Annotated in this window: 17 protein-coding genes; 9 read left to right on the forward strand and 8 right to left on the reverse strand. The window is 47.1% G+C overall.

Annotation, left to right across the window (positions count from 1 at the left end):
- Window positions 1–3: 3 nt before the first annotated feature.
- The 7 genes from atpA to CPG39_RS08330 all read right to left on the reverse strand — a co-directional run bounded on the left by atpA (window position 4) and on the right by CPG39_RS08330 (window position 5,492).
- Window positions 4–1,545 (reverse strand): F0F1 ATP synthase subunit alpha, encoded by a 1,542-nt coding sequence (gene atpA / locus CPG39_RS08300; protein WP_096292869.1) that lies wholly within the window; start codon window positions 1,543–1,545, stop codon window positions 4–6.
- 12 nt (window positions 1,546–1,557) lie between these two features.
- Window positions 1,558–2,094 carry a F0F1 ATP synthase subunit delta gene (locus CPG39_RS08305; protein WP_096292870.1) on the reverse strand — a complete coding sequence of 179 codons (537 nt, stop codon included), beginning with the start codon at window positions 2,092–2,094 and terminating at the stop codon, window positions 1,558–1,560.
- Complete coding sequence (locus CPG39_RS08310) at window positions 2,094–2,567, reverse strand: F0F1 ATP synthase subunit B (RefSeq protein WP_096292871.1); 474 nt, start codon at window positions 2,565–2,567, stop codon at window positions 2,094–2,096. The genes CPG39_RS08305 and CPG39_RS08310 overlap by 1 nt, the downstream gene beginning before the upstream one ends.
- 40 nt (window positions 2,568–2,607) lie before the next feature.
- A complete protein-coding gene (gene atpE, locus CPG39_RS08315) occupies window positions 2,608–2,880 on the reverse strand; it encodes a F0F1 ATP synthase subunit C (RefSeq protein WP_013646518.1) in 273 nt (90 codons plus the stop codon).
- A gap of 48 nt (window positions 2,881–2,928) precedes the next feature.
- The gene (gene atpB, locus CPG39_RS08320; RefSeq protein WP_096292872.1) at window positions 2,929–3,738 is read right to left on the reverse strand and encodes a F0F1 ATP synthase subunit A; all 810 of its coding nucleotides are present in this window, start codon (window positions 3,736–3,738) and stop codon (window positions 2,929–2,931) included.
- A 23-nt stretch (window positions 3,739–3,761) separates the two neighbouring features.
- Complete coding sequence (locus CPG39_RS08325; RefSeq protein ID WP_096292873.1) at window positions 3,762–4,145, reverse strand: ATP synthase subunit I; 384 nt, start codon at window positions 4,143–4,145, stop codon at window positions 3,762–3,764.
- A 165-nt stretch (window positions 4,146–4,310) separates the two neighbouring features.
- Window positions 4,311–5,492, reverse strand: a complete 1,182-nt coding sequence (locus CPG39_RS08330) for an acetyl-CoA C-acyltransferase family protein (RefSeq protein ID WP_096292874.1) — start codon at window positions 5,490–5,492, stop codon at window positions 4,311–4,313.
- Window positions 5,493–6,062: 570 nt separating this feature from the next.
- Between CPG39_RS08330 and CPG39_RS08335 the strand changes: the two genes are divergently transcribed.
- The 8 genes from CPG39_RS08335 to CPG39_RS08370 all read left to right on the forward strand — a co-directional run bounded on the left by CPG39_RS08335 (window position 6,063) and on the right by CPG39_RS08370 (window position 14,058).
- Window positions 6,063–6,356 (forward strand): hypothetical protein, encoded by a 294-nt coding sequence (locus CPG39_RS08335; protein ID WP_096292875.1) that lies wholly within the window; start codon window positions 6,063–6,065, stop codon window positions 6,354–6,356.
- Window positions 6,357–6,389: 33 nt separating this feature from the next.
- The gene (miaB, locus tag CPG39_RS08340; RefSeq protein ID WP_096292876.1) at window positions 6,390–7,718 is read left to right on the forward strand and encodes a tRNA (N6-isopentenyl adenosine(37)-C2)-methylthiotransferase MiaB; all 1,329 of its coding nucleotides are present in this window, start codon (window positions 6,390–6,392) and stop codon (window positions 7,716–7,718) included.
- 84 nt (window positions 7,719–7,802) lie between these two features.
- Window positions 7,803–8,801, forward strand: coding sequence for a PhoH family protein (locus CPG39_RS08345; protein WP_096294288.1), 999 nt, complete (start codon window positions 7,803–7,805; stop codon window positions 8,799–8,801).
- Window positions 8,767–9,273: an rRNA maturation RNase YbeY gene (gene ybeY, locus CPG39_RS08350; protein WP_172424098.1), complete on the forward strand. Its 507-nt coding sequence runs from the start codon at window positions 8,767–8,769 to the stop codon at window positions 9,271–9,273. The genes CPG39_RS08345 and ybeY overlap by 35 nt, the downstream gene beginning before the upstream one ends.
- An 89-nt stretch (window positions 9,274–9,362) precedes the next feature.
- Window positions 9,363–10,211 (forward strand): HlyC/CorC family transporter, encoded by an 849-nt coding sequence (locus CPG39_RS08355; protein WP_096292877.1) that lies wholly within the window; start codon window positions 9,363–9,365, stop codon window positions 10,209–10,211.
- A 41-nt stretch (window positions 10,212–10,252) separates the two neighbouring features.
- On the forward strand, window positions 10,253–12,025 hold the full coding sequence (gene recJ, locus CPG39_RS08360) for a single-stranded-DNA-specific exonuclease RecJ (RefSeq protein WP_096292878.1): 1,773 nt from the start codon (window positions 10,253–10,255) through the stop codon (window positions 12,023–12,025).
- Window positions 12,015–13,277 carry an MgtC/SapB family protein gene (locus CPG39_RS08365; RefSeq protein ID WP_096292879.1) on the forward strand — a complete coding sequence of 421 codons (1,263 nt, stop codon included), beginning with the start codon at window positions 12,015–12,017 and terminating at the stop codon, window positions 13,275–13,277. The genes recJ and CPG39_RS08365 overlap by 11 nt, the downstream gene beginning before the upstream one ends.
- Before the next feature lie 25 nt (window positions 13,278–13,302).
- Complete coding sequence (locus CPG39_RS08370; protein WP_096292880.1) at window positions 13,303–14,058, forward strand: fused MFS/spermidine synthase; 756 nt, start codon at window positions 13,303–13,305, stop codon at window positions 14,056–14,058.
- Between the two features lie 194 nt (window positions 14,059–14,252).
- Here the strand turns inward: CPG39_RS08370 and CPG39_RS08375 are convergent, their stop codons facing one another.
- A complete protein-coding gene (locus tag CPG39_RS08375; RefSeq protein ID WP_096292881.1) occupies window positions 14,253–16,187 on the reverse strand; it encodes a vanadium-dependent haloperoxidase in 1,935 nt (644 codons plus the stop codon).
- A 978-nt stretch (window positions 16,188–17,165) separates the two neighbouring features.
- Between CPG39_RS08375 and CPG39_RS08385 the strand changes: the two genes are divergently transcribed.
- Window positions 17,166–19,019, forward strand: coding sequence for an ABC-F family ATP-binding cassette domain-containing protein (locus CPG39_RS08385; RefSeq protein ID WP_096292883.1), 1,854 nt, complete (start codon window positions 17,166–17,168; stop codon window positions 19,017–19,019).
- Window positions 19,020–19,044: the final 25 nt, after the last annotated feature.

A 19,044-nucleotide genomic window follows, 5' to 3' on the forward strand; every position in this document is an offset into this window, starting at 1 on the left:
TGCTTAATATGTTCCGCTTTGCTTAAATTCCACGATTGCTGCTGTCAATTCCTTCTCGGTTCCAGCATCAAGCTCTTTATTTCTCTCAATATTATCAAGAATATTTCCATGTTGGCCACGAATATAGCTTTTCAGTGCCGACTCGAATGCCAAAGCACGAGCAACTTCAACATCATCGAAATAGCCATTATTAATGGCAAATAAAGTAAGCGCCATTTCTGAAACGCTAAGAGTCGCATATTGAGGTTGCTTCATAAGCTCAGTCGCCATTTTTCCACGCTCAAGCTGTTTCCGCGTTGCTTCATCCAAATCAGATGCAAATTGAGCAAACGCAGCTAGTTCGCGATATTGTGCTAGAGCCAAACGTATGCCACCACCAAGCTTTTTTATCACTTTGGTTTGCGCTGCACCACCTACACGAGAGACAGAAACACCTGCATTAATCGCCGGACGTATACCCGCATTAAACAAATCTGTTTCAAGGAAAATTTGTCCATCTGTGATAGAAATTACATTAGTTGGCACGAAAGCGGTTACGTCACCCGCTTGCGTTTCAATGATCGGCAACGCCGTTAAAGAACCTGTCTTTCCTTTTACCGCACCATTTGTTGCTTTTTCAACATAAGCCGCACTCACTCGCGCCGCCCTTTCTAACAAACGCGAATGAAGATAAAAAACATCGCCCGGATATGCTTCACGGCCCGGAGGTCGTCTCAGAAGTAAAGAAATCTGCCTATAGGCCCATGCTTGTTTAGTTAAATCATCATAAACAATCAAAGCATCTTGACCTTTGTCTCGGAAATACTCACCCATAGTACAACCTGAATAAGGCGCAATAAATTGCATTGCCGCTGATTCTGAGGCTGTCGCCGCCACCACAATGGTATATTCCATTGCACCATGCTCTTCAAGTTTGCGCACTACGTTTGCAATCGATGATGCTTTCTGTCCGACCGCAACATATATACAGAGCATATCTTGGCCTTTCTGATTCAGGATCGCATCAATTGCAACAGCAGTTTTACCTGTTTGACGATCACCGATGATCAATTCCCGCTGCCCTCGACCAATTGGCACCATGGAATCCACAGACTTCAATCCAGTTTGCACTGGCTGATCAACAGATTGCCGCCATATAACACCCGGTGCAATTTTCTCAATAGGCTCCGACCTAGCAGCTGTAACAGGACCCTTTCCATCTATCGGCTGGCCTAGTGCATTCACGACACGCCCCAACAAACCTTCTCCCACGGGAACCTCAAGAATACGCCCAGTACATTTGACTGTATCACCTTCACGGATATGCTCATAGGCTCCCATAATAACTGCGCCCACTGAGTCCCTTTCAAGATTCAATGCCAGACCAAAAGTATTGCCCGGAAACTCCAACATTTCTCCTTGCATTACATCTGACAATCCATGTATACGTACAATACCGTCTGTTACAGAAACAATAGTTCCTTGCGTACGAATCTCTGTCGTATCCGCAAGTCCCTCAATCCTTTTTTTAATCAGCTCACTGATTTCGGATGGATTTAACTGCATTTAATTTAACTCCTAGCTTTTAAGGGCAACAGCCATGGCTTCTAGTTTCCCGCGAACTGATGCATCCAAAGTTTCATCACCAATTTCCACTTTGACACCACCTATCAATTCGGGATCAACACTCACTTGAGCTTCTATCTTACGATTAAACTTTCGCTCTAAATTATTAATCAATCTATCAACTTGATCGCTCTGCATTTTAAATGCACTGATGATTTTAGCCTCTAAAACACCTTCGTGCTGCGCTTTTAACTGCTCAAACAGTTGACTCACTTGAGATAACAGCAGCACACGTTTATTTTCGACCAGCAACATGATTAGATTCCGCGCCTCAGCAGGGAATTTTTTTCCACCAATATCCAGAATCAATTCACTTAACTGACTAACTGATATCCGTGGATTCCCGACAAGAAGCTTCATTTGATCATCTTCTGCTATCGAAGCCGCAAGCTGTAATATTTTTGACCATTGAGATAATTCTTTTTTTTCAACAGCGAACTTATATGCCGCTTCCGCATACGGTCTTGCAACAGTAATTGCTTCAGCCATTATTTTAAATCTTCCCGTATTGCAACAAGCAGATCAGCATGCGCTTTGGAATCCACTTCGCGACGTAAAATTTTTGCCGCTCCCGCCACTGCCAATTCCGAAACTTGTTGCCTTAGCACTTCTTTTGCACTGAAAATTTCATGCTCTATATCTGCTTTAGCACCAGCAACTATTCGATCACCTTCTTCTTTTGCAGACTTTTTTGCCTCTTCAATAATTTCTGTGGCACGTTTTTCAGCTTGAATAATTATTTCGGAGGCACGCTGTTTCGCATCTTTCAACACATCTGAAGAGCGTTGACTTGCCAATTCTAATTCGTGACGTCCACGCTCACCAGCAGCCAGACCGTCAGCAATCGTTTTTTGCCGTTCTTCTATTGCGCGCAACAATGGTGGCCATACATACCTGACAGTAAACCAAATGAAGACTGAAAAGGCTATCGCCTGCGAAATTAAAGTAAAGTTAATATTCATGACAAGCCTGTATTATCTGATCTAAACAGCAATGACATTATTACTGAATTACTGCCAGCAATGGATTACCAAATGCAAACAACATTGCCAAACCGACAGCAATAATAAATGACGCGTCTGTCAAACCTAATAAAAGAAATACTTTACCCTGCAAAGTTGGAATCATTTCGGGTTGACGTGCCGCACCTTCAAGAAAGCGACTACACATAACCCCAACCCCGATACAAGCACCAGCCGCACCAAGACCAATCATCAAACCAATGCCTATTCCGGTATACGCCTGAATCATTGCTAAATACTGCAAATTCTCCATTTTAATTCCCTTCTGTAAGATTAAAAATATGCAACAAAAAACCTAGAACTAATGCGATTCATGCGCCATCGATAGATACACAACTGTCAACATCATGAAGATAAATGCTTGCAAAGTAACAATCAAGATGTGGAATATTGCCCAACCCGCCCCTAATACTGCGCCAAAAATTGTGCCCGATATGCCAGTTGCCGCCCACATGCCCAACAATAGAAAAATAATTTCGCCAGCGTATATATTTCCAAAAAGCCGCAGAGAGTGGGATAACGGTTTTGATACATATTCAATAAAATTGAATAATAAATTCAACGGCCATAGCAATGGATTTTTTCCAAATGGCGTGCAGAAAAGCTCATGCATCCAACCACCCAACCCTTTAACCTTTACATTGAAGAAAAGCATAAGCAGCCATATCGATAAAGCCAAAGCAAAAGTTGTATTAACATCCGTTGTTGGCACTATCTTCCAATTGTGCAAACCAAATGCATGCTCCATAATCCACGCCATAATATCTATAGGCAGAATGTCCATGGCATTCATCATTAAAACCCACACAAAGATGGTTAATGCTGCAGGCGCGACAAACACATGCCGATTGCCGTGAAATGTATTCTTGACTTCATTATCAATGAATTCAACAGCCAGCTCGATGAAAGCCTGAGTCTTGGACGGCACTCCAGAAGTTGCCTTACGTACCACCAGCCATATAAACCCTAAGCTTATAACACCCAGAATAATGGATGTCACCAAAGTATCTACATGCAGAACCCAGAATGATCCTTCCCGGACTTGAGTTGTTAAATAGGTGAGATGATGCTCAATATATGACGTGGGTGTAAGTTCTGTATCGGATGCCATGTGCTGCCGCTTCACTTGTGAATTTATCTTATCTTCTTAGTATTATCTGCTACTAATAACACCATGCTATAAACTAAAACCATCAGAATGAATGTTCCAATAAACACGAGCGCATTAACACTTGTGTAAAACTTGAACACCATCCATAACAAACCAATTATCAATATTATTTTAACCGCCTCGGCTCTTAGCGCAGTTCTAATCGCACCGCCTGCTGTATATCCCTGATGACGCGATACAATCAGCGCAAATACAGTTGAGGAAATTACGTTTACCCCTCCACCTAGCATTGCTGAAATTGCGCCATGCTTGCCAAGAGTCAGCATAAAGATAATTACTAACACAAACGTAAACAACAACTGCACAAGCAGAACAATTTTAAGCGACCTACTCTTTATCCAAGACATTTTTTACTTGCCCTTGGAACAGACAGCATATCTGCACTTAAAAAAGGCGCAACTATAGCCTAATTGTCCCTGTCAGTCAACGTGAACTCGCATTTAACTTCTATCTGTTGCGCTTCTCTTTTACCAGATATCAAACAAAAGCCCTATGCCAAAAGCCTTATGCCGCTATTCATGTTTCTCAAAGATTGCCGCAATCCCTTGACCGCCCCCAATGCACATAGTGACCAACGCATAACGCCCACCGACACGCTGCAATTCATACAGCGCTTTGATTGTTAAAATACAACCCGTTGCACCTATCGGATGACCTAATGCCACTGCCCCTCCATTAGGATTAGTTTTTTTCGGATCAAATTGCAATTCCTTTGCGACCGCACACGCTTGTACAGCAAACGCTTCATTGGACTCAATTACATCCACCTCAACTAGTTTGATATTTGCACGCTGCAATGCTATTTGCACAGCGGGCACCGGTCCGATGCCCATAAATTTAGGATCTACACCGGCATGACCATACGCAACCAACCTCGCCATCGGTTTTAAACCTCTTTTCCGTGCCACACCACTTTCCATCAAAACCACTGCGGCTGCACTATCGTTTATACCGGAGGCATTACCTGCAGTTACCGTACCCTCTCTTTTAAAAATAGTTCGAAGCTTACCTAAACTCTCTAAATTCGTATCTTTACGTGGATGCTCATCGGTATCAAAAAGAACTGTTTTTTTACCGACAACAATTTCAACAGGCAATATTTGCTCTTTGAAGTAGCCATTGTTAATAGCACTCGAGGCACGACGATGACTCTCCGCTGCAAATGCATCCTGTTCTGTTCTACTAATTTTCCATTTTTCTGCTATATTCTCGGCCATGATTCCCATATGCACGTGATCAAATGGATCGGTAAGTGCACCGACCATCATGTCCACGGTGCCTCCGTCGTTCATGCACTGACCCCAACGCAATGCCGGTAATAAATAGCCCCCACGACTCATGGATTCCGCTCCGCCCGCGACTGCCACATCAGTATCATTGAGCATAATGCTTTGGCTGGCCGAAATAATGGCTTGCAACCCGCTTCCACACAAGCGATTAACTGTCAGCGCCGAAGTATGGTGCGGCAAACCGCCATTGATACAAGCCACACGCGCTAGATACATATCGCGCGACTCTCCATGAATCACATTACCAAAAACCAGATGCTCCACATCATTAGGATCAATTTTTGCTCGCAATACAGCTTCTCGCACTACTTTTGCCGCCAGATCAGCCGGAGCAATCTGCTGCAACGAACCACCATAATCACCTATGGCTGTCCGTACCCCACTTAAGACCACTACATCTCTCATGTACTTTCCTTGGTTAAAACACACCGAGCAATCATAATCAATACAACGAGTATTTAGGTAGCAACCCAGCCCTCAATTCATTTAGGGCCAAAGATATAGCTGCCGAATCAGATAAATTGCTCTCGATTCTTTCAAAAAACTACTCTATCTTTCGGATTTACATTTAATAGCAATGATATTCAGTGTACTCATTTTTATCAGATGCCTAGCTGCCATAATTACTCTCTCCCTAATAAATCAAATCATCGCAAACGACAGCGAGCAATAATTTCAAGAATGAAATTGCACAAATACCAACGAGCCGTCTTCTGCTATAAAGTGGCATATTTGGCATTATATATGCCTGCTCTTCGCCTTGATCCTTGATTTTAACTCTCATGCTAATCTACTCTATTAATACACATTGTATGGATTATGTCGCTTCGCCATTAATTAGCGTATCATGAGCCTTCAATAAATTAGGTATAATCAGCTTGACTTCTTAACGCGTACGATTAATTTGCTCCAGCCCGGTTTCACATGAACAAAACTTTCGGAATATTCCTATTACTGATAACTGTACTGATAACAATGCCGCAATCAGTATTTAGTCAGCAAACCAGAAAATTTCCTGTTAATAGTCAACTGGGGAATTTAACCGCCGTTTCTTTTCCATTATTCGTCATTAATAATCAGCAAATGCAAATGGGGTCAGGCGGACAAATCCGTGGAATAGATAATTTGATCATTTTACCTAATACCGCAAACTATGTTGGTCTCATCCGCTATCAGTTGGACATTATGGGAAATCTGCATCGTGTTTGGATTTTGACCCCGGACGAAGTCAAGGAAGCTGAAAACCAGGGACAGCAAATACTTCGATAACACCGTAACCTTTCACATTTCAAGAGCCGATCCGTGAGCAACAAACTTTATATCAAAACCTTTGGATGCCAAATGAACGAGTACGACTCGGAGAAAATGGCTGATGTACTGCATGCCGCCTATGGTATGGAATCAACCAATGATCCGGCCGAAGCTGATATGATTTTATTCAATACCTGCTCTGTGCGCGAAAAAGCACAAGAAAAAGTATTTCATGACCTTGGGCGGGTACGGCACTTGAAAGAACGCAATCCTGATTTGCTAATCGGGGTGGGTGGATGTGTCGCCAGCCAGGAAGGCAAAGCGATTGTCAGCCGCGCGCCATTTGTCGATATTGTATTTGGTCCACAGACCTTGCACCGATTGCCGCAACTCATTGAAACACGCAAAGCAACCGGGCGCTCGCAAGTTGATATTTCTTTTCCCGAGATAGAAAAATTCGACCACCTGCCACCTGCCCGCACCGAAGGGGTCACTGCGTTTGTCTCCATCATGGAAGGCTGCAGCAAATACTGCAGCTTCTGCGTGGTTCCTTACACGCGCGGTGAAGAAGTGTCCCGCCCGCTGGATGATGTACTGACAGAAATCGCCGTACTTGCCAATCAGGGCATTAAAGAAATCACCTTGCTGGGACAGAATGTCAATGCTTACCTGGGGATGATGAACGATGGTGAAATTGCTGATTTCGCATTGTTACTTGAGTATCTTCATGACATCCCGGGGATTGAGCGCATCCGCTACACAACGTCTCATCCGAAAGAGTTTTCGGCGCGCCTGATTCAGGCTTACAACCAGTTACCAAAATTAGTCAATCACTTGCACCTGCCGGTGCAATCCGGTTCTGACCGGATACTGGCTGCTATGAAGCGAGGATATAGCGTATTGGAATACAAATCCATTATCAGGAAACTGCGCGCTATACGTCCAGATATTTCATTATCATCAGATTTCATTGTTGGCTTCCCCGGAGAAACCGAAGCGGATTTCCAAGCAACGCTGAAGCTGGTCGAAGAGATAAATTTTGACGATTCATACAGTTTCGTATACAGCCCTCGCCCCGGTACGCCCGCAGCCGACTTGCCCGATGATTTGCCACAGGAAGAGAAACTGGAACGGTTACACCGTTTACAAGCGCAGTTAAGCTCGCAATCCCGCAAAATCAGCCTGCAAATGGTCGATACAGTTCAGCGCGTATTGCTGGAAGGCACGTCTAAAAAGAACTCCGATGAACTGAGCGGGCGCACGGATAACAACCGTGTCGTCAATTTAGCCGGCAATCCCGAGTTGATCGGGCGGTTTGTCAACATACGTATCACTGAAGCCCGCGCGCATTCTCTGCGCGGAGATCTCGTATATGAATAAACAAATATATCCGGACATGAGTTTTACTTGCAAAGTATCCCGTGCGCTGCGAAAATCATCCTATCAAAACAGCATTCTCCGACATTGAAACCGACTCCCTTAGAAATTTCTTTTACACCCACCGATAACCAACGCCTCGCCAATCTGTGCGGTGCACTGGATGAAAATTTAAAACAAGTTGAAACTGCGCTGGATGTCACCATTTCTCGACGTGGCGAACACTTCAGCTTATCGGGCAAATCCGGTCAAACAAAGCTTGCGGCAAAAGTGTTGCGCAATTTTTATAACCAATCACAACAACACTTAAGTCTGGAGCATATTCAACTCGGCTTGATCGAAGCGATGAATCCCCATTACACGGCGGAGGACAACAGTGTCGCAACCGATAGCACCGGCATCACACAACCGGCAACATCCGGACTGCTGACACGTCGCAGTAATTTATATGGCCGCACACCGCGTCAGGTTCAATACTTGCAGCAAATTCAGGAGCACGACATCACTTTCGCCATCGGTCCCGCCGGTACCGGAAAAACTTATCTGGCGGTAGCCAGCGCAGTCGATGCACTTGAACGCGGTCTGGTATCCCGCTTGATTTTGGTTCGACCGGCTGTTGAGGCCGGTGAACGTTTAGGTTTTTTACCCGGCGATATGACTCAAAAGGTCGATCCGTATTTACGGCCGCTGTATGATGCGCTATATGATTTAATGGGCTTTGATAAGACAAGCAAGCACTTTGAGCGCAATACCATTGAAATCGCGCCACTCGCCTTTATGCGTGGACGCACGCTGAATCAGTCCTTCATTATTCTGGATGAGGCGCAAAACACTACGCCAGAGCAAATGAAAATGTTTCTAACCCGTATGGGGCTTGGTTCAAAAGCAGTCATCACCGGCGATGTCACACAAATTGATCTGCCCAAGCAACAAAAAAGCGGTTTAATCGAGGCCCAACACATTCTAAAAGACATACGCGGCATCGCCTTTACCCATTTTCTGTCCGAAGATGTGGTAAGGCATCCGCTCGTTCAACGCATTGTCACCGCCTATGAAAAGCACGACAAACAAACCCGGCAATCCTGATCGTTTTATCAAAAGAACAAATTCATTCAGGCTGATGGTGCAATATGCAACAGATTGCACGACAGTACCCGGTCGACCGCAATTTCGCCGTTGGACCAAAGCTGCATTGATGCAAGAAGCCGAGGTTGTTTTACGACTTGTGGATGAAAAGGAAGGACGAGAACTTAATCAGCAATTTCGCAATAAAAATTATGCCACTAATGTGCTAACCTTTGTTTATGACGATGCAGAACCTTTAACGGGCGATATCATCCTATGTTCACCTGTGATCAGCGATGAGGCACAACAACAGGATAAAAACCTAATGGCACATTACGCCCATCTAACCATTCATGGTCTGCTACATTTACAAGGCCATGATCACATTGAAGATTCAGATGCTGCAGTCATGGAACAACTGGAAATAAAAATACTAACCAAACTTGGTTTTACAAACCCTTATCTAGAATATGGCAATGCAAATCTCGTGTAATAGTCCTGTAATGCTCCTATTTCCACAAAGCTGCCAAAAAAAATTCCTGCTTCATTTTTTTCTCACACCCACTGGATTACAAATACATCATGGACGAACCCCCACCTAAAAGTGGCTGGCTGGAGCGGTTAGGGGCAATGCTCATCCGCAAACCGGAAGATCGCGAACAACTGATCACGCTGCTGCACTCCGCCTTTGAACGCAATTTGCTCGATTCCGATGCACTCAGCATGATTGAAGGCGTCATGCAAGTTTCAGAAATGCAGGCACGCGATATCATGGTGCCACGCTCACAAATGGATGTTGTCGATATCAGCAAGAAGCCGGAACAATTCATTCCCTTTGTCATTGAAGCTGCGCATTCCCGTTTTCCGGTGATAGAAGGCAGCGAAGATGAAATTATCGGTATTCTGCTGGCGAAGGATTTATTGCGCTATTACGCCGATCCGGAAGAATTCAATATCCGCGACATGTTGCGTCCGGCTGTATTCATCCCCGAATCGAAGCGACTTAACATTCTGCTTAAGGAATTCCGCAGTAATCGCAATCATATGGCCATCGTCGTAAACGAATATGGAGGGGTGGCCGGTCTAGTGACGATTGAAGATGTTCTCGAACAGATTGTGGGAGAAATTGAAGACGAATACGACTTTGACGACGAAGAAGATAACATCGTCATGGAGTCGGATGGACAATACCGTGTCAAGGCAATCACCGAGATTGACAGCTTCAATGAAACCCTTGGCGCACACTTCAGCAACGAAGATTTCGATACCATCGGCGGATTGGTGCTCAACAAATTTGGCCGCCTGCCGAATCGCGGTGAAACTGTCGAGATCAGTCACTTTAAATTCACCGTGCAACGGGTTGACAGCCGTCGATTACATGTGCTTAAAGTGGAAAAACTCGCAGCAGAAGCAGAAATACCCGCAGAATAAATTCATTCTTAAAATTTTGCGTATTATTACTTCTCCGATACATGACCAGAATTACTACCCGTTCGTATAATTTACAATCTTTCCAAACACTGCATGACTGCGGATTACCTCCGGTACTTGCCCGTATTTTTGCAGCACGGGGTATTGAAAACTCAAGCGAGCTCGAAACCGAACTGATACGCCTGATCCCATTCGCACAACTCAAAAATATCACGGTAACCGCCGCCCTGCTTGCCGATGCCATTGGCGCGAAGAAACGTCTGCTAATAATCGCTGATTACGACTCCGATGGCGCTACGGCCTGTGCGGTCGGCATCCGCATTTTACGCAAGTTTGGCGCCACCATTGACTATCTGGTACCCAATCGGTTTGAATTCGGCTATGGTCTGACTCCGGAAATCGTACATCTGGCGCACGAAACCAAGCAGCCCGATTTCCTGATCACCGTCGATAACGGTATCGCCAGCGTTGAAGGCGTATCAACCGCCAACCGCTTAGGCATGCAAGTGATCATCACCGATCATCATTTGCCCGGTGATGAATTACCTGCGGCCATGGCTATTATCAATCCCAATCAACCAAACTGCCCCTTTCCCAGCAAAAGTATTGCGGGTGTGGGAGTCATTTTTTATCTAATGCTGGCGTTACGCGCGGAATTACGTCAGCGGGGCGCTTTCGCAACAGGTCAGGAACCGAATCTCGCCGGTTTCCTGGATCTGGTCGCACTAGGTACCGTCGCCGATGTCGTCAAACTGGATAGTAATAACCGCATCCTGGTACAGCAGGGCTTAGAGCGGATTCGGAAGGGACGCGCTTGTGCGGGCATCAATGCGCTATTGCAAATATCCCGACGCGACTATGCGCAAATCTCCACCTATGAATTGGGTTTTATGCTGGGACCACGGCTCAATGCAGCGGGAAGATTGGATGATATGTCACTCGGCATTGAATGCTTGATTACCGATGATGAAGCCCATGCATTGGAAATCGCCAAACAGTTGGATGAATTGAACCGGCAACGCCGGGAAATTGAATCCACCATGCAAGAAAGCGCTTTGATCAAGCTGGAAAACATCCTCAAAACCCGTGATGAAGAAATCCAGACTGCTTACAGTATCTGCCTGTTTGATCAAGATTGGCACCAAGGCGTCATCGGCATACTCGCATCACGCATCAAGGATAAATATCACCGGCCGGTCATCATTTTTGCACCGGGCAGTCACGGCGAAATCAAAGGTTCCGGGCGATCAATCAATGGTTTCCATTTGCGCGACGCACTCGATCTGGTCGCTAAACGACACCCCGAGTTAATTAGAAAATTCGGGGGTCACGCCGCGGCAGCCGGTTTGACTATCCATAGCGACGATCTTGAGAAATTCCGCGATGCCTTTGAGCACGTGGCGCAAATCTTGCTGACACCTGCCAATTTGACACAAGTCATCGAAACCGATGGCGATCTAGAACTTGCTGAAATCAATCTGGAATTGGCGGCATATCTCGATCGCCAGGTGTGGGGTCAAGGTTTTCCTCAACCTTCGTTCAATGCCCGGTTTTATGTTGAAAGTCAACGCATTGTCGGCGAAAAACACTTGAAGTTGAAACTCAGAAAACTGGATTGCACAGACCGCGATCAATCACGAAAATCAGATAATGCTTTTGACGGCATCCTGTTTTTCCAGAGCGATCCGCTGCCTGATATCATCGATGCCGTGTATCGACTGCAGGTCAATGAATACAATGGCAAAACATCTTTGCAATTTCTGCTTGAACACTGGTTTCACGCAGACTTATCCCTAATCAGCAATGCATCCTGAATTTACGCTCAATGGCGAATTGGCCGCTTTGCCGCATTTTCTTACCAGCTTGGCGATCGGCTTGCTGATCGGGTTGGAACGTGAGCGCAGCCCGGGATCTCGGGCTGGATTGAGAACTTTTGCGTTGGTTGCATTATTCGGCACGCTGGCTGCCATGCTGTCGGAAAAAGTCACACCCTGGCTGCTGCCGAGCGGTTTGGTGATTGTCGGTCTGATGACCATTTCCACTTATCTTCGCGCCAAAGACGAAAACGCCGATCCGGGCACTACGACAGTAGCCGCGATTCTGGTCTGCTATGGCTTGGGCGCTGCGGTGTGGTACGGTTACCATAACCTGGCTGTCATGCTGGCGATTATCACCACGATATTGCTGTATTTCAAAGCGGAATTGCACGGCATCACGCAGAATTTGAGCCGGCGCGATTTGATCTCGGTATTACAGTTTGCCGTGCTGTCGTTTATCATCCTGCCGATCCTGCCGGATAAGAATTTTGGGCCTTATGAAGCAACCAATCCTCATCAGATCTGGCTCATGGTGGTATTGATATCGGGCGTCAGCCTGGCGGGGTATATCGCACTCCGACTCCTGGGACAACGTCATGGCGCTATTCTGGGCTTATTCGGCGGATTGGTCTCCAGTACCGCCACAACGCTGGTATACGCGCGCCGCAGCGTTGAAAATCAGAGTTTCACTCAACTGGCCGTCGTAGTTATCCTGATCGCCAATCTGACCGTCCTGATCCGTTTGGCCATTATCAGCACGGTGGCTTCTCCCGCCATAGTGCCGCAATTGCTACCTGTCCTGGGTAGCGGCTTTCTATTGGGAGCCAGCGTCACGGCCTACTGGTGGCACAAGCTCAGCAAGCTGCAAGAAGAAGCGCTCATGCCGGAAATCAAGAACCCTACCGAGATCCGGACAGCAGCAACCTTTGGGCTGATTTATGGCATTGTCTTGTTCTGCTCCGCATGGCTTTCCGATATCGCGGGCAGCGGTGGGTTATACGCAGTCGCAGTGATTTCCGGCTTAACCGATGTCGATGCTATCACCCTATCAAGCTTGCGCTTATACGAATTGGGCAAACTGGACATCACGCAAGCCGTCATGGCCATTTCACTGGGATTGCTCTCCAACATCGGCTTCAAACTGGGCCTCATTTTTTTCTTCGGTCACCGTTTACTGGCCAAGCAGTGTATCTCGGGCATGCTGGCAACTGCTGGCGGAATAGGATTGGCGCTACTGTTTTTGATCTAACCGATTTGACAAGAAATTTCCGCACATGAGTTTTCCCATCGATATCCGTGAGCAAGCCGGGGTGCGCACATTGCATTTTGGCTCCGACTGGATCCAGGGTGCAATGCGCATCGCGCGCCCCTGGCGTCTGGAACTCGACTATACCCGGGAGATGATGGCCAGCCTGTTACTGCGAGACGCTGCGCGCTTTCCGCGCACCGTGCTGCTGATCGGCCTTGGCGCAGCCTCACTGACCAAATTTATTTATCGCCACTATCCGCTAGCGGAACTGACCGTGATTGAGATCGAACCGCGCGTAGTCGCCGCAGCCAGGCAATTTTTCAAACTACCGGAAGACCCGTCCCGCCTTAATATCGTGATTGCAGACGGATCATACTATATCGCCAGTCATAACAAGACTTACGACCTGATCCTGGTGGATGGTTTCGATGCCAATGCGCGCCCCGGTGAATTGAACAGGCTGCCGTTTTACCGCATGTGCCGCGCACGGTTGAACCATAACGGCATTCTTGCAGTGAATTTGCTCGGGCGCAGCCGCGGGTACCAATCCAGCCTGGAACGCATCAAAACCTCGTTCGACCAACGCGCCCTGGCTTTCCCTTCCTGCGATAGCGGCAACGTCATAGCACTAGCCGCAACCGGAGAGAAAATCGAGATCGCACTGAATGAACTCAAGAAACAAGCGCACGAACTGAAAGCAAAAACCGACCTCAATCTGCTGCCGACTCTGGCGCGTCTGAAGCAGGCAAAATCTTGTTCGGGCGGAATTCTTACGATTTAATAATGATTAAGAAGGCTCTTTTTAGAGAAAAATCAAGAATTAAAAATATTATTGATGAGTCTGATATATTTCTGCTTATTAATCTATATTCTTTATTCTATACTGATCGCGTTTTCCGTTCTCTGCGTTTAAGTTCAGCCACCCCGCTATCGCAGGTTGGCTGAAGCACCTTGTGGGCATCTACGAAACAAGCTTCAGTTGATCCGAACTTGTCCTTGAGTGATATGCACCATATACCGATCAAATGCACGGAAAGTAAACGAAACCGGGCGCTCCGCATATTCCATAGTGCGCTTGCGCAGGATCTCGATGGCAATCTGCTCACCTAGACGCAGGCTGCGGGTGTTATCGCTGCGCCAGTGCACGCCTCCCATGGAACGGCCCATGGCAACGTTGCTGGCAATTTTATTGAGTTCACCTCCGACTGTCATCTTGTCGGCGTCGGGCCCACAGTACTCCTGAGGCTCGCAGAAATCCTCAAGCATACCAGCAGCCTTACGATAACCCGGTTGCAGAAGTTTCAACATGGCTGTCGGTGGATCTTTAGGAAAGCCATTATTGGCACGAGCGAAAATATCCGCCAATTTCTCGTCCTCGTCGAACCAAGCTTTAAGTACCGTGACACAGGCACCGGCGACAGTCGCATGTCCCGCGCCGTAGGCCGGGTGATTTGGCGAGCCGGCTGAAAACGCCATGGGTAGAAACAGGGTTTCGGTTCCACCGTTCTGCGCGGCATTGTGCGATGCCACAGCATCCAATGTATCGTTAAGTGCATTGTCGAAATTGCTGCAGGCTTGAACTGTTTCCGGCAGACCGTATGCGCGCATCTTTCCCTTATATCCCTTGCGCTGCATTTGCAATAGTCCACCATACACTTCAGGGCGGCAGCGGCGGTGCACCATCCATTTCTGACGCCAGACGACCTTAAGCGCACGACTGGCAACCTCAGAAACCAATGTCAACAAATCCGGCCCCCCCAAGGTGGCGAACCCACCCTCACGTGAAAAACGATTCCCGCGATAAGGATTGCCGCCATCAAGAGATGCATTAACTCCATCTAGAAACAGTGCCGCATTGAAGTAGGCTTGGTGCAGTGCATCACGATTGACGAAGCGCGCGAGGTCGCGCATGGTCGAAATGTAGCGTTTAATCACCGGCCCGTTTGCAGTGCCGTCAGTTGTTGGGTAATACATGTTGGCAGGGCAATTGCGCTGGTCTGCATAGTTATTGCAAATTCCATAGTCGCGACCATATTTATCTTTACCGGTGTTTTGTGCAAGTAACCAATCTCCGTGCGTAATCAAAAAGTCACGCTTGGCGATATAGGGTACTTGCTTCTGATCGATCGTCTGCACGCCGTATCCGATCGGACGGATGAAGAACTGACTAACTAGTGGGCCGACGTCCTCGCCGAACAATCCGGTACGGAAAAGCGTTTGTAGCCGTATATCCGCACCGCCACTGCCGGATTGAAGATCAAACGTAGTACGCAAACGACCGGAATCGGTATCATGGCGGATGGCGCAGTCGAACATCGTATTTACGGCGCTACGTGCCGCACTGACGCGAGCATTGACGTTATAGCCAAGCTTATCCGATCCAACGCCATCGTGTGCGGATATATCCACCCCGCAGTCCATTTGTGGATCACAGTGTTGTTGGAATGCAAGCAGCGGTGCATCACGCAGCAAGGCCATCCAGTAGAGTTCGACCATTTCAGCTGCAGTACTGATCGACCGGCAACCCGGTGCGGGCAACATCTCGAGCGATTTCGGATCGGGACCGTGCGTTTCAGTTGATGCACCTGCCATCGGACTGGTGAACTTCGCAGCCGACTTCTTGAGAGTGGGGGCTACACAGGACTCGAATGGACTCTGATCCGGGCTGCTGACAGGCCCTTTGGGCACCTCCTCGAAATTGATCGGCATGCCCGCTTCGATTTGTATGCAAGTACGCTCAAATTTGCGGTAAGCAACCTCATCGACTTCACCATACTCGTTATGAGGCAGTGTCTTGTGGAAGTTTCCGATAAACGGTACATTCGTCCGATCTTGCTCTGGTAAGTCGGGAGGGTTATCCGGTTCAGAGGTTACAAGATTCTCATCGCTATTGGGTGTAGGAAATGTCATTTGATACTCCTTCTTAATCATATTGAAGAAAAAGCATAGCTTTTGAAGTTTGAAGCCACGCCGGATTGAAAACGTGAATGCATCGCGAGTACATTGCAACACTAGACTATGCGATTACTATCCATAGACTGAGCTACCGTGTTCAAAACCTGAATTAAGCCGCACCGTAACTCCCTTCTCCGTTGCTTTACGTAGTCACAAACAGGACTACCGCAACGATTAAACCTGAATCAAACATGTTAGACTGTGATTTTTTTCACACCGAACGCGAATTCTTCAATAAGTAACTGAACGAGTATGCTGATCGATCTCGGCGCTACACTTGTCCAGTTTGAAATACCACTTCACTTACAGAATAAGCTTAATAAAGCACCCTGCCGCAAGCAGCGGGGTATTAACTGCGCTCTACAATCTGCTGGTTTTCAACCAGCTTTCGCCCCAAGGGGGCGGGGAATTAAACCCGCAGAGATTAACAAATAAACCCTTATTATGTAACTAAAAATATTCTCAATTCGCAACTTCCCTCTCTTCATTTAAATGGGTGTGCGATATTGAAATGAAGGCACAACTGTATTGTGATAGGAAATTGAGAATCATCACTGCCATCCGGAAAGTTGTCAATTGGTAAGATTCTTGAGCATTCAGGCTTATCGGTCCAAGCACCATCTGGAGCACTCGCACTAATCCACGATCTTTCTGAACCAACCTGATCCTGTACTCACCCTTTTAAAGTCATTTGCTGATCGGTCATCACAGTGTTTGACAGCCGGACTGCCTTTCAATACATTCCATCCTCATGTTGGCATCTGAATTCTAAAATTTCATACACAACGAGAGTATCATTCATCAAGTTCTGAATGTTGAATGAGTTAGTATTACAACCCAAACTACAAGATACTTACCGGTATCGGGCTCTGCTACCATTAGCTCTCAGTCAAATCAATATCATACAGTTAATCAATTTATCATCAAGGCATTGTGTTAGACATTCAATCTTTAACCTACTTACAGGGTGGCATTCCGTTACTGGAGAATTGCAATCTGCAAATTTTTTCCAATCAGCGTGTGGGACTGGTCGGTAAGAATGGCAGTGGCAAATCGACTTTGTTCCGATTGATTCGCGGCGTGCTTAAACCGGATAGTGGGGAAGTGAGCTTCCAATCCGGGAAAACGGTCGCTTTTGTCGAACAGGAAATCATCGACTCCGATCAATCGGCTATTGCATTCGTGTTGGATGGCGATGTAGAGCTGTGTCAACTGGAGAAAATTCTGGCGCAGGTTGAACACGATGCAGCCTGGTTTGAGGCACAGCAACGTTACGAAACGATCGGTGGTTATAGCGCACGATCACGTGCGGCGCAGTTATTGAATGGATTGGGATTCGCCAATGCTATTCTGGAAAAACCGGTTAATCATTTTTCCGGTGGCTGGCGCATGCGTTTGAATCTGGCCCGCGCCTTAATGCATCGCGCTGACTTGCTGTTGCTGGATGAACCTACCAATCATTTGGATCTTGAAGCCATTCTTTGGTTGGAGCAGTATTTGGCACGTTATCCGGGAAGTGTGATCGTTGTTTCTCACGATCGTGAGTTTCTCAATGCTTGCGTGCAGCGCATCGCGCATATCAACAATCGAAGAATTGATAGCTACAGCGGTAGCTATGACGATTTCGAGCGCGCGCGTGCTGAACATCTCGCGCAGCATGCCCAAGCATTTCAGCAACAACAAAAGCAAATCGCGCATATGGAAGATTTTGTGCGGCGCTTTCGCGCCAAGGCCACCAAAGCCAAACAGGCACAAAGCCGGATCAAAGCCTTGGATCGGCTGGCGCGTCTTGCACCGGTGCACATTGAAGACGGTCATTTTGGGCTACAGATTGAAGCGCCTGAACGCAGCCCTGATGTTTTGCTGCGGATAAAAGACATGAGCTTTGGTTACGATAATCATCAGCTATTCCAGCATGTCAATCTTGTGCTGCAAGCAGGTGCGCGCATTGCATTACTGGGACCGAACGGTGCCGGAAAATCCACCTTGATAAAATTAATGACCGGGGAAATCAAGCCGACTTCAGGCTTTATTGAGCAGGCGCCTAACATCGGCATAGGTTACTTTGCCCAACATCAATTGGAAAATCTCGATAGTGAATCGACCCCTCTACAGCATATGAAACGACTTGATCCGGCACAAACCGAATTGAATTTGCGTAATTTTCTCGGCAGATTTGGTCTGGGCGGGGATCACGAAGATCGTCCGGTAGCGACCTTTTCCGGCGGAGAAAAGAGCCGATTGGCGCTGGCAATGCTGGCATGGCAAAAACCGCATTTCCTGTTGCTGGACGAACCGACCAATCATTTGGATCTGGATATGCGCGATGCACTGACGCTGGCGTTGGAAGCCTATACCGGGGCTGTGGTGTTGGTTTCGCATGATCGCAGCCTGGTGCGTGCGGTAGCGGATGAATTGTGGCTGGTGGCGGATGGTCAGGCGCAATTGCTGGATGGCGATTTGGAAGATTATAAACGTTGGATAGAAGCCCGTCGCGCCAGAGAAGCTGAAGAGTTACGATCAACCACACCCAAAACACAAGTCAAAACAACGGCCAAACCAAACAAAAAGATCCTGCTGTCCAAACAATCAAGGCTTGAAACTGCTTTGACGATTGCACAAAAAGAACTGGCCGAAGCTAATCGCCAGCTTGCAGATCCAGCTACGTATGTGAACTGTTCCAGGAATGAAATTGATCAGCTAAGTGAAACGCTCGTCAAGCTTGAGAAGAAAGTAGCGGAATTGGAAGAAAATTGGCTGGAACTGGAAATGGCGCTGGAAGAATAGCGCAAGCGGTATTTGTACCGCCTGC

It is taken from the genome of Nitrosomonas ureae, assembly GCF_900206265.1.
Taxonomy (GTDB): Bacteria; Pseudomonadota; Gammaproteobacteria; order Burkholderiales; family Nitrosomonadaceae; genus Nitrosomonas; species Nitrosomonas ureae_C.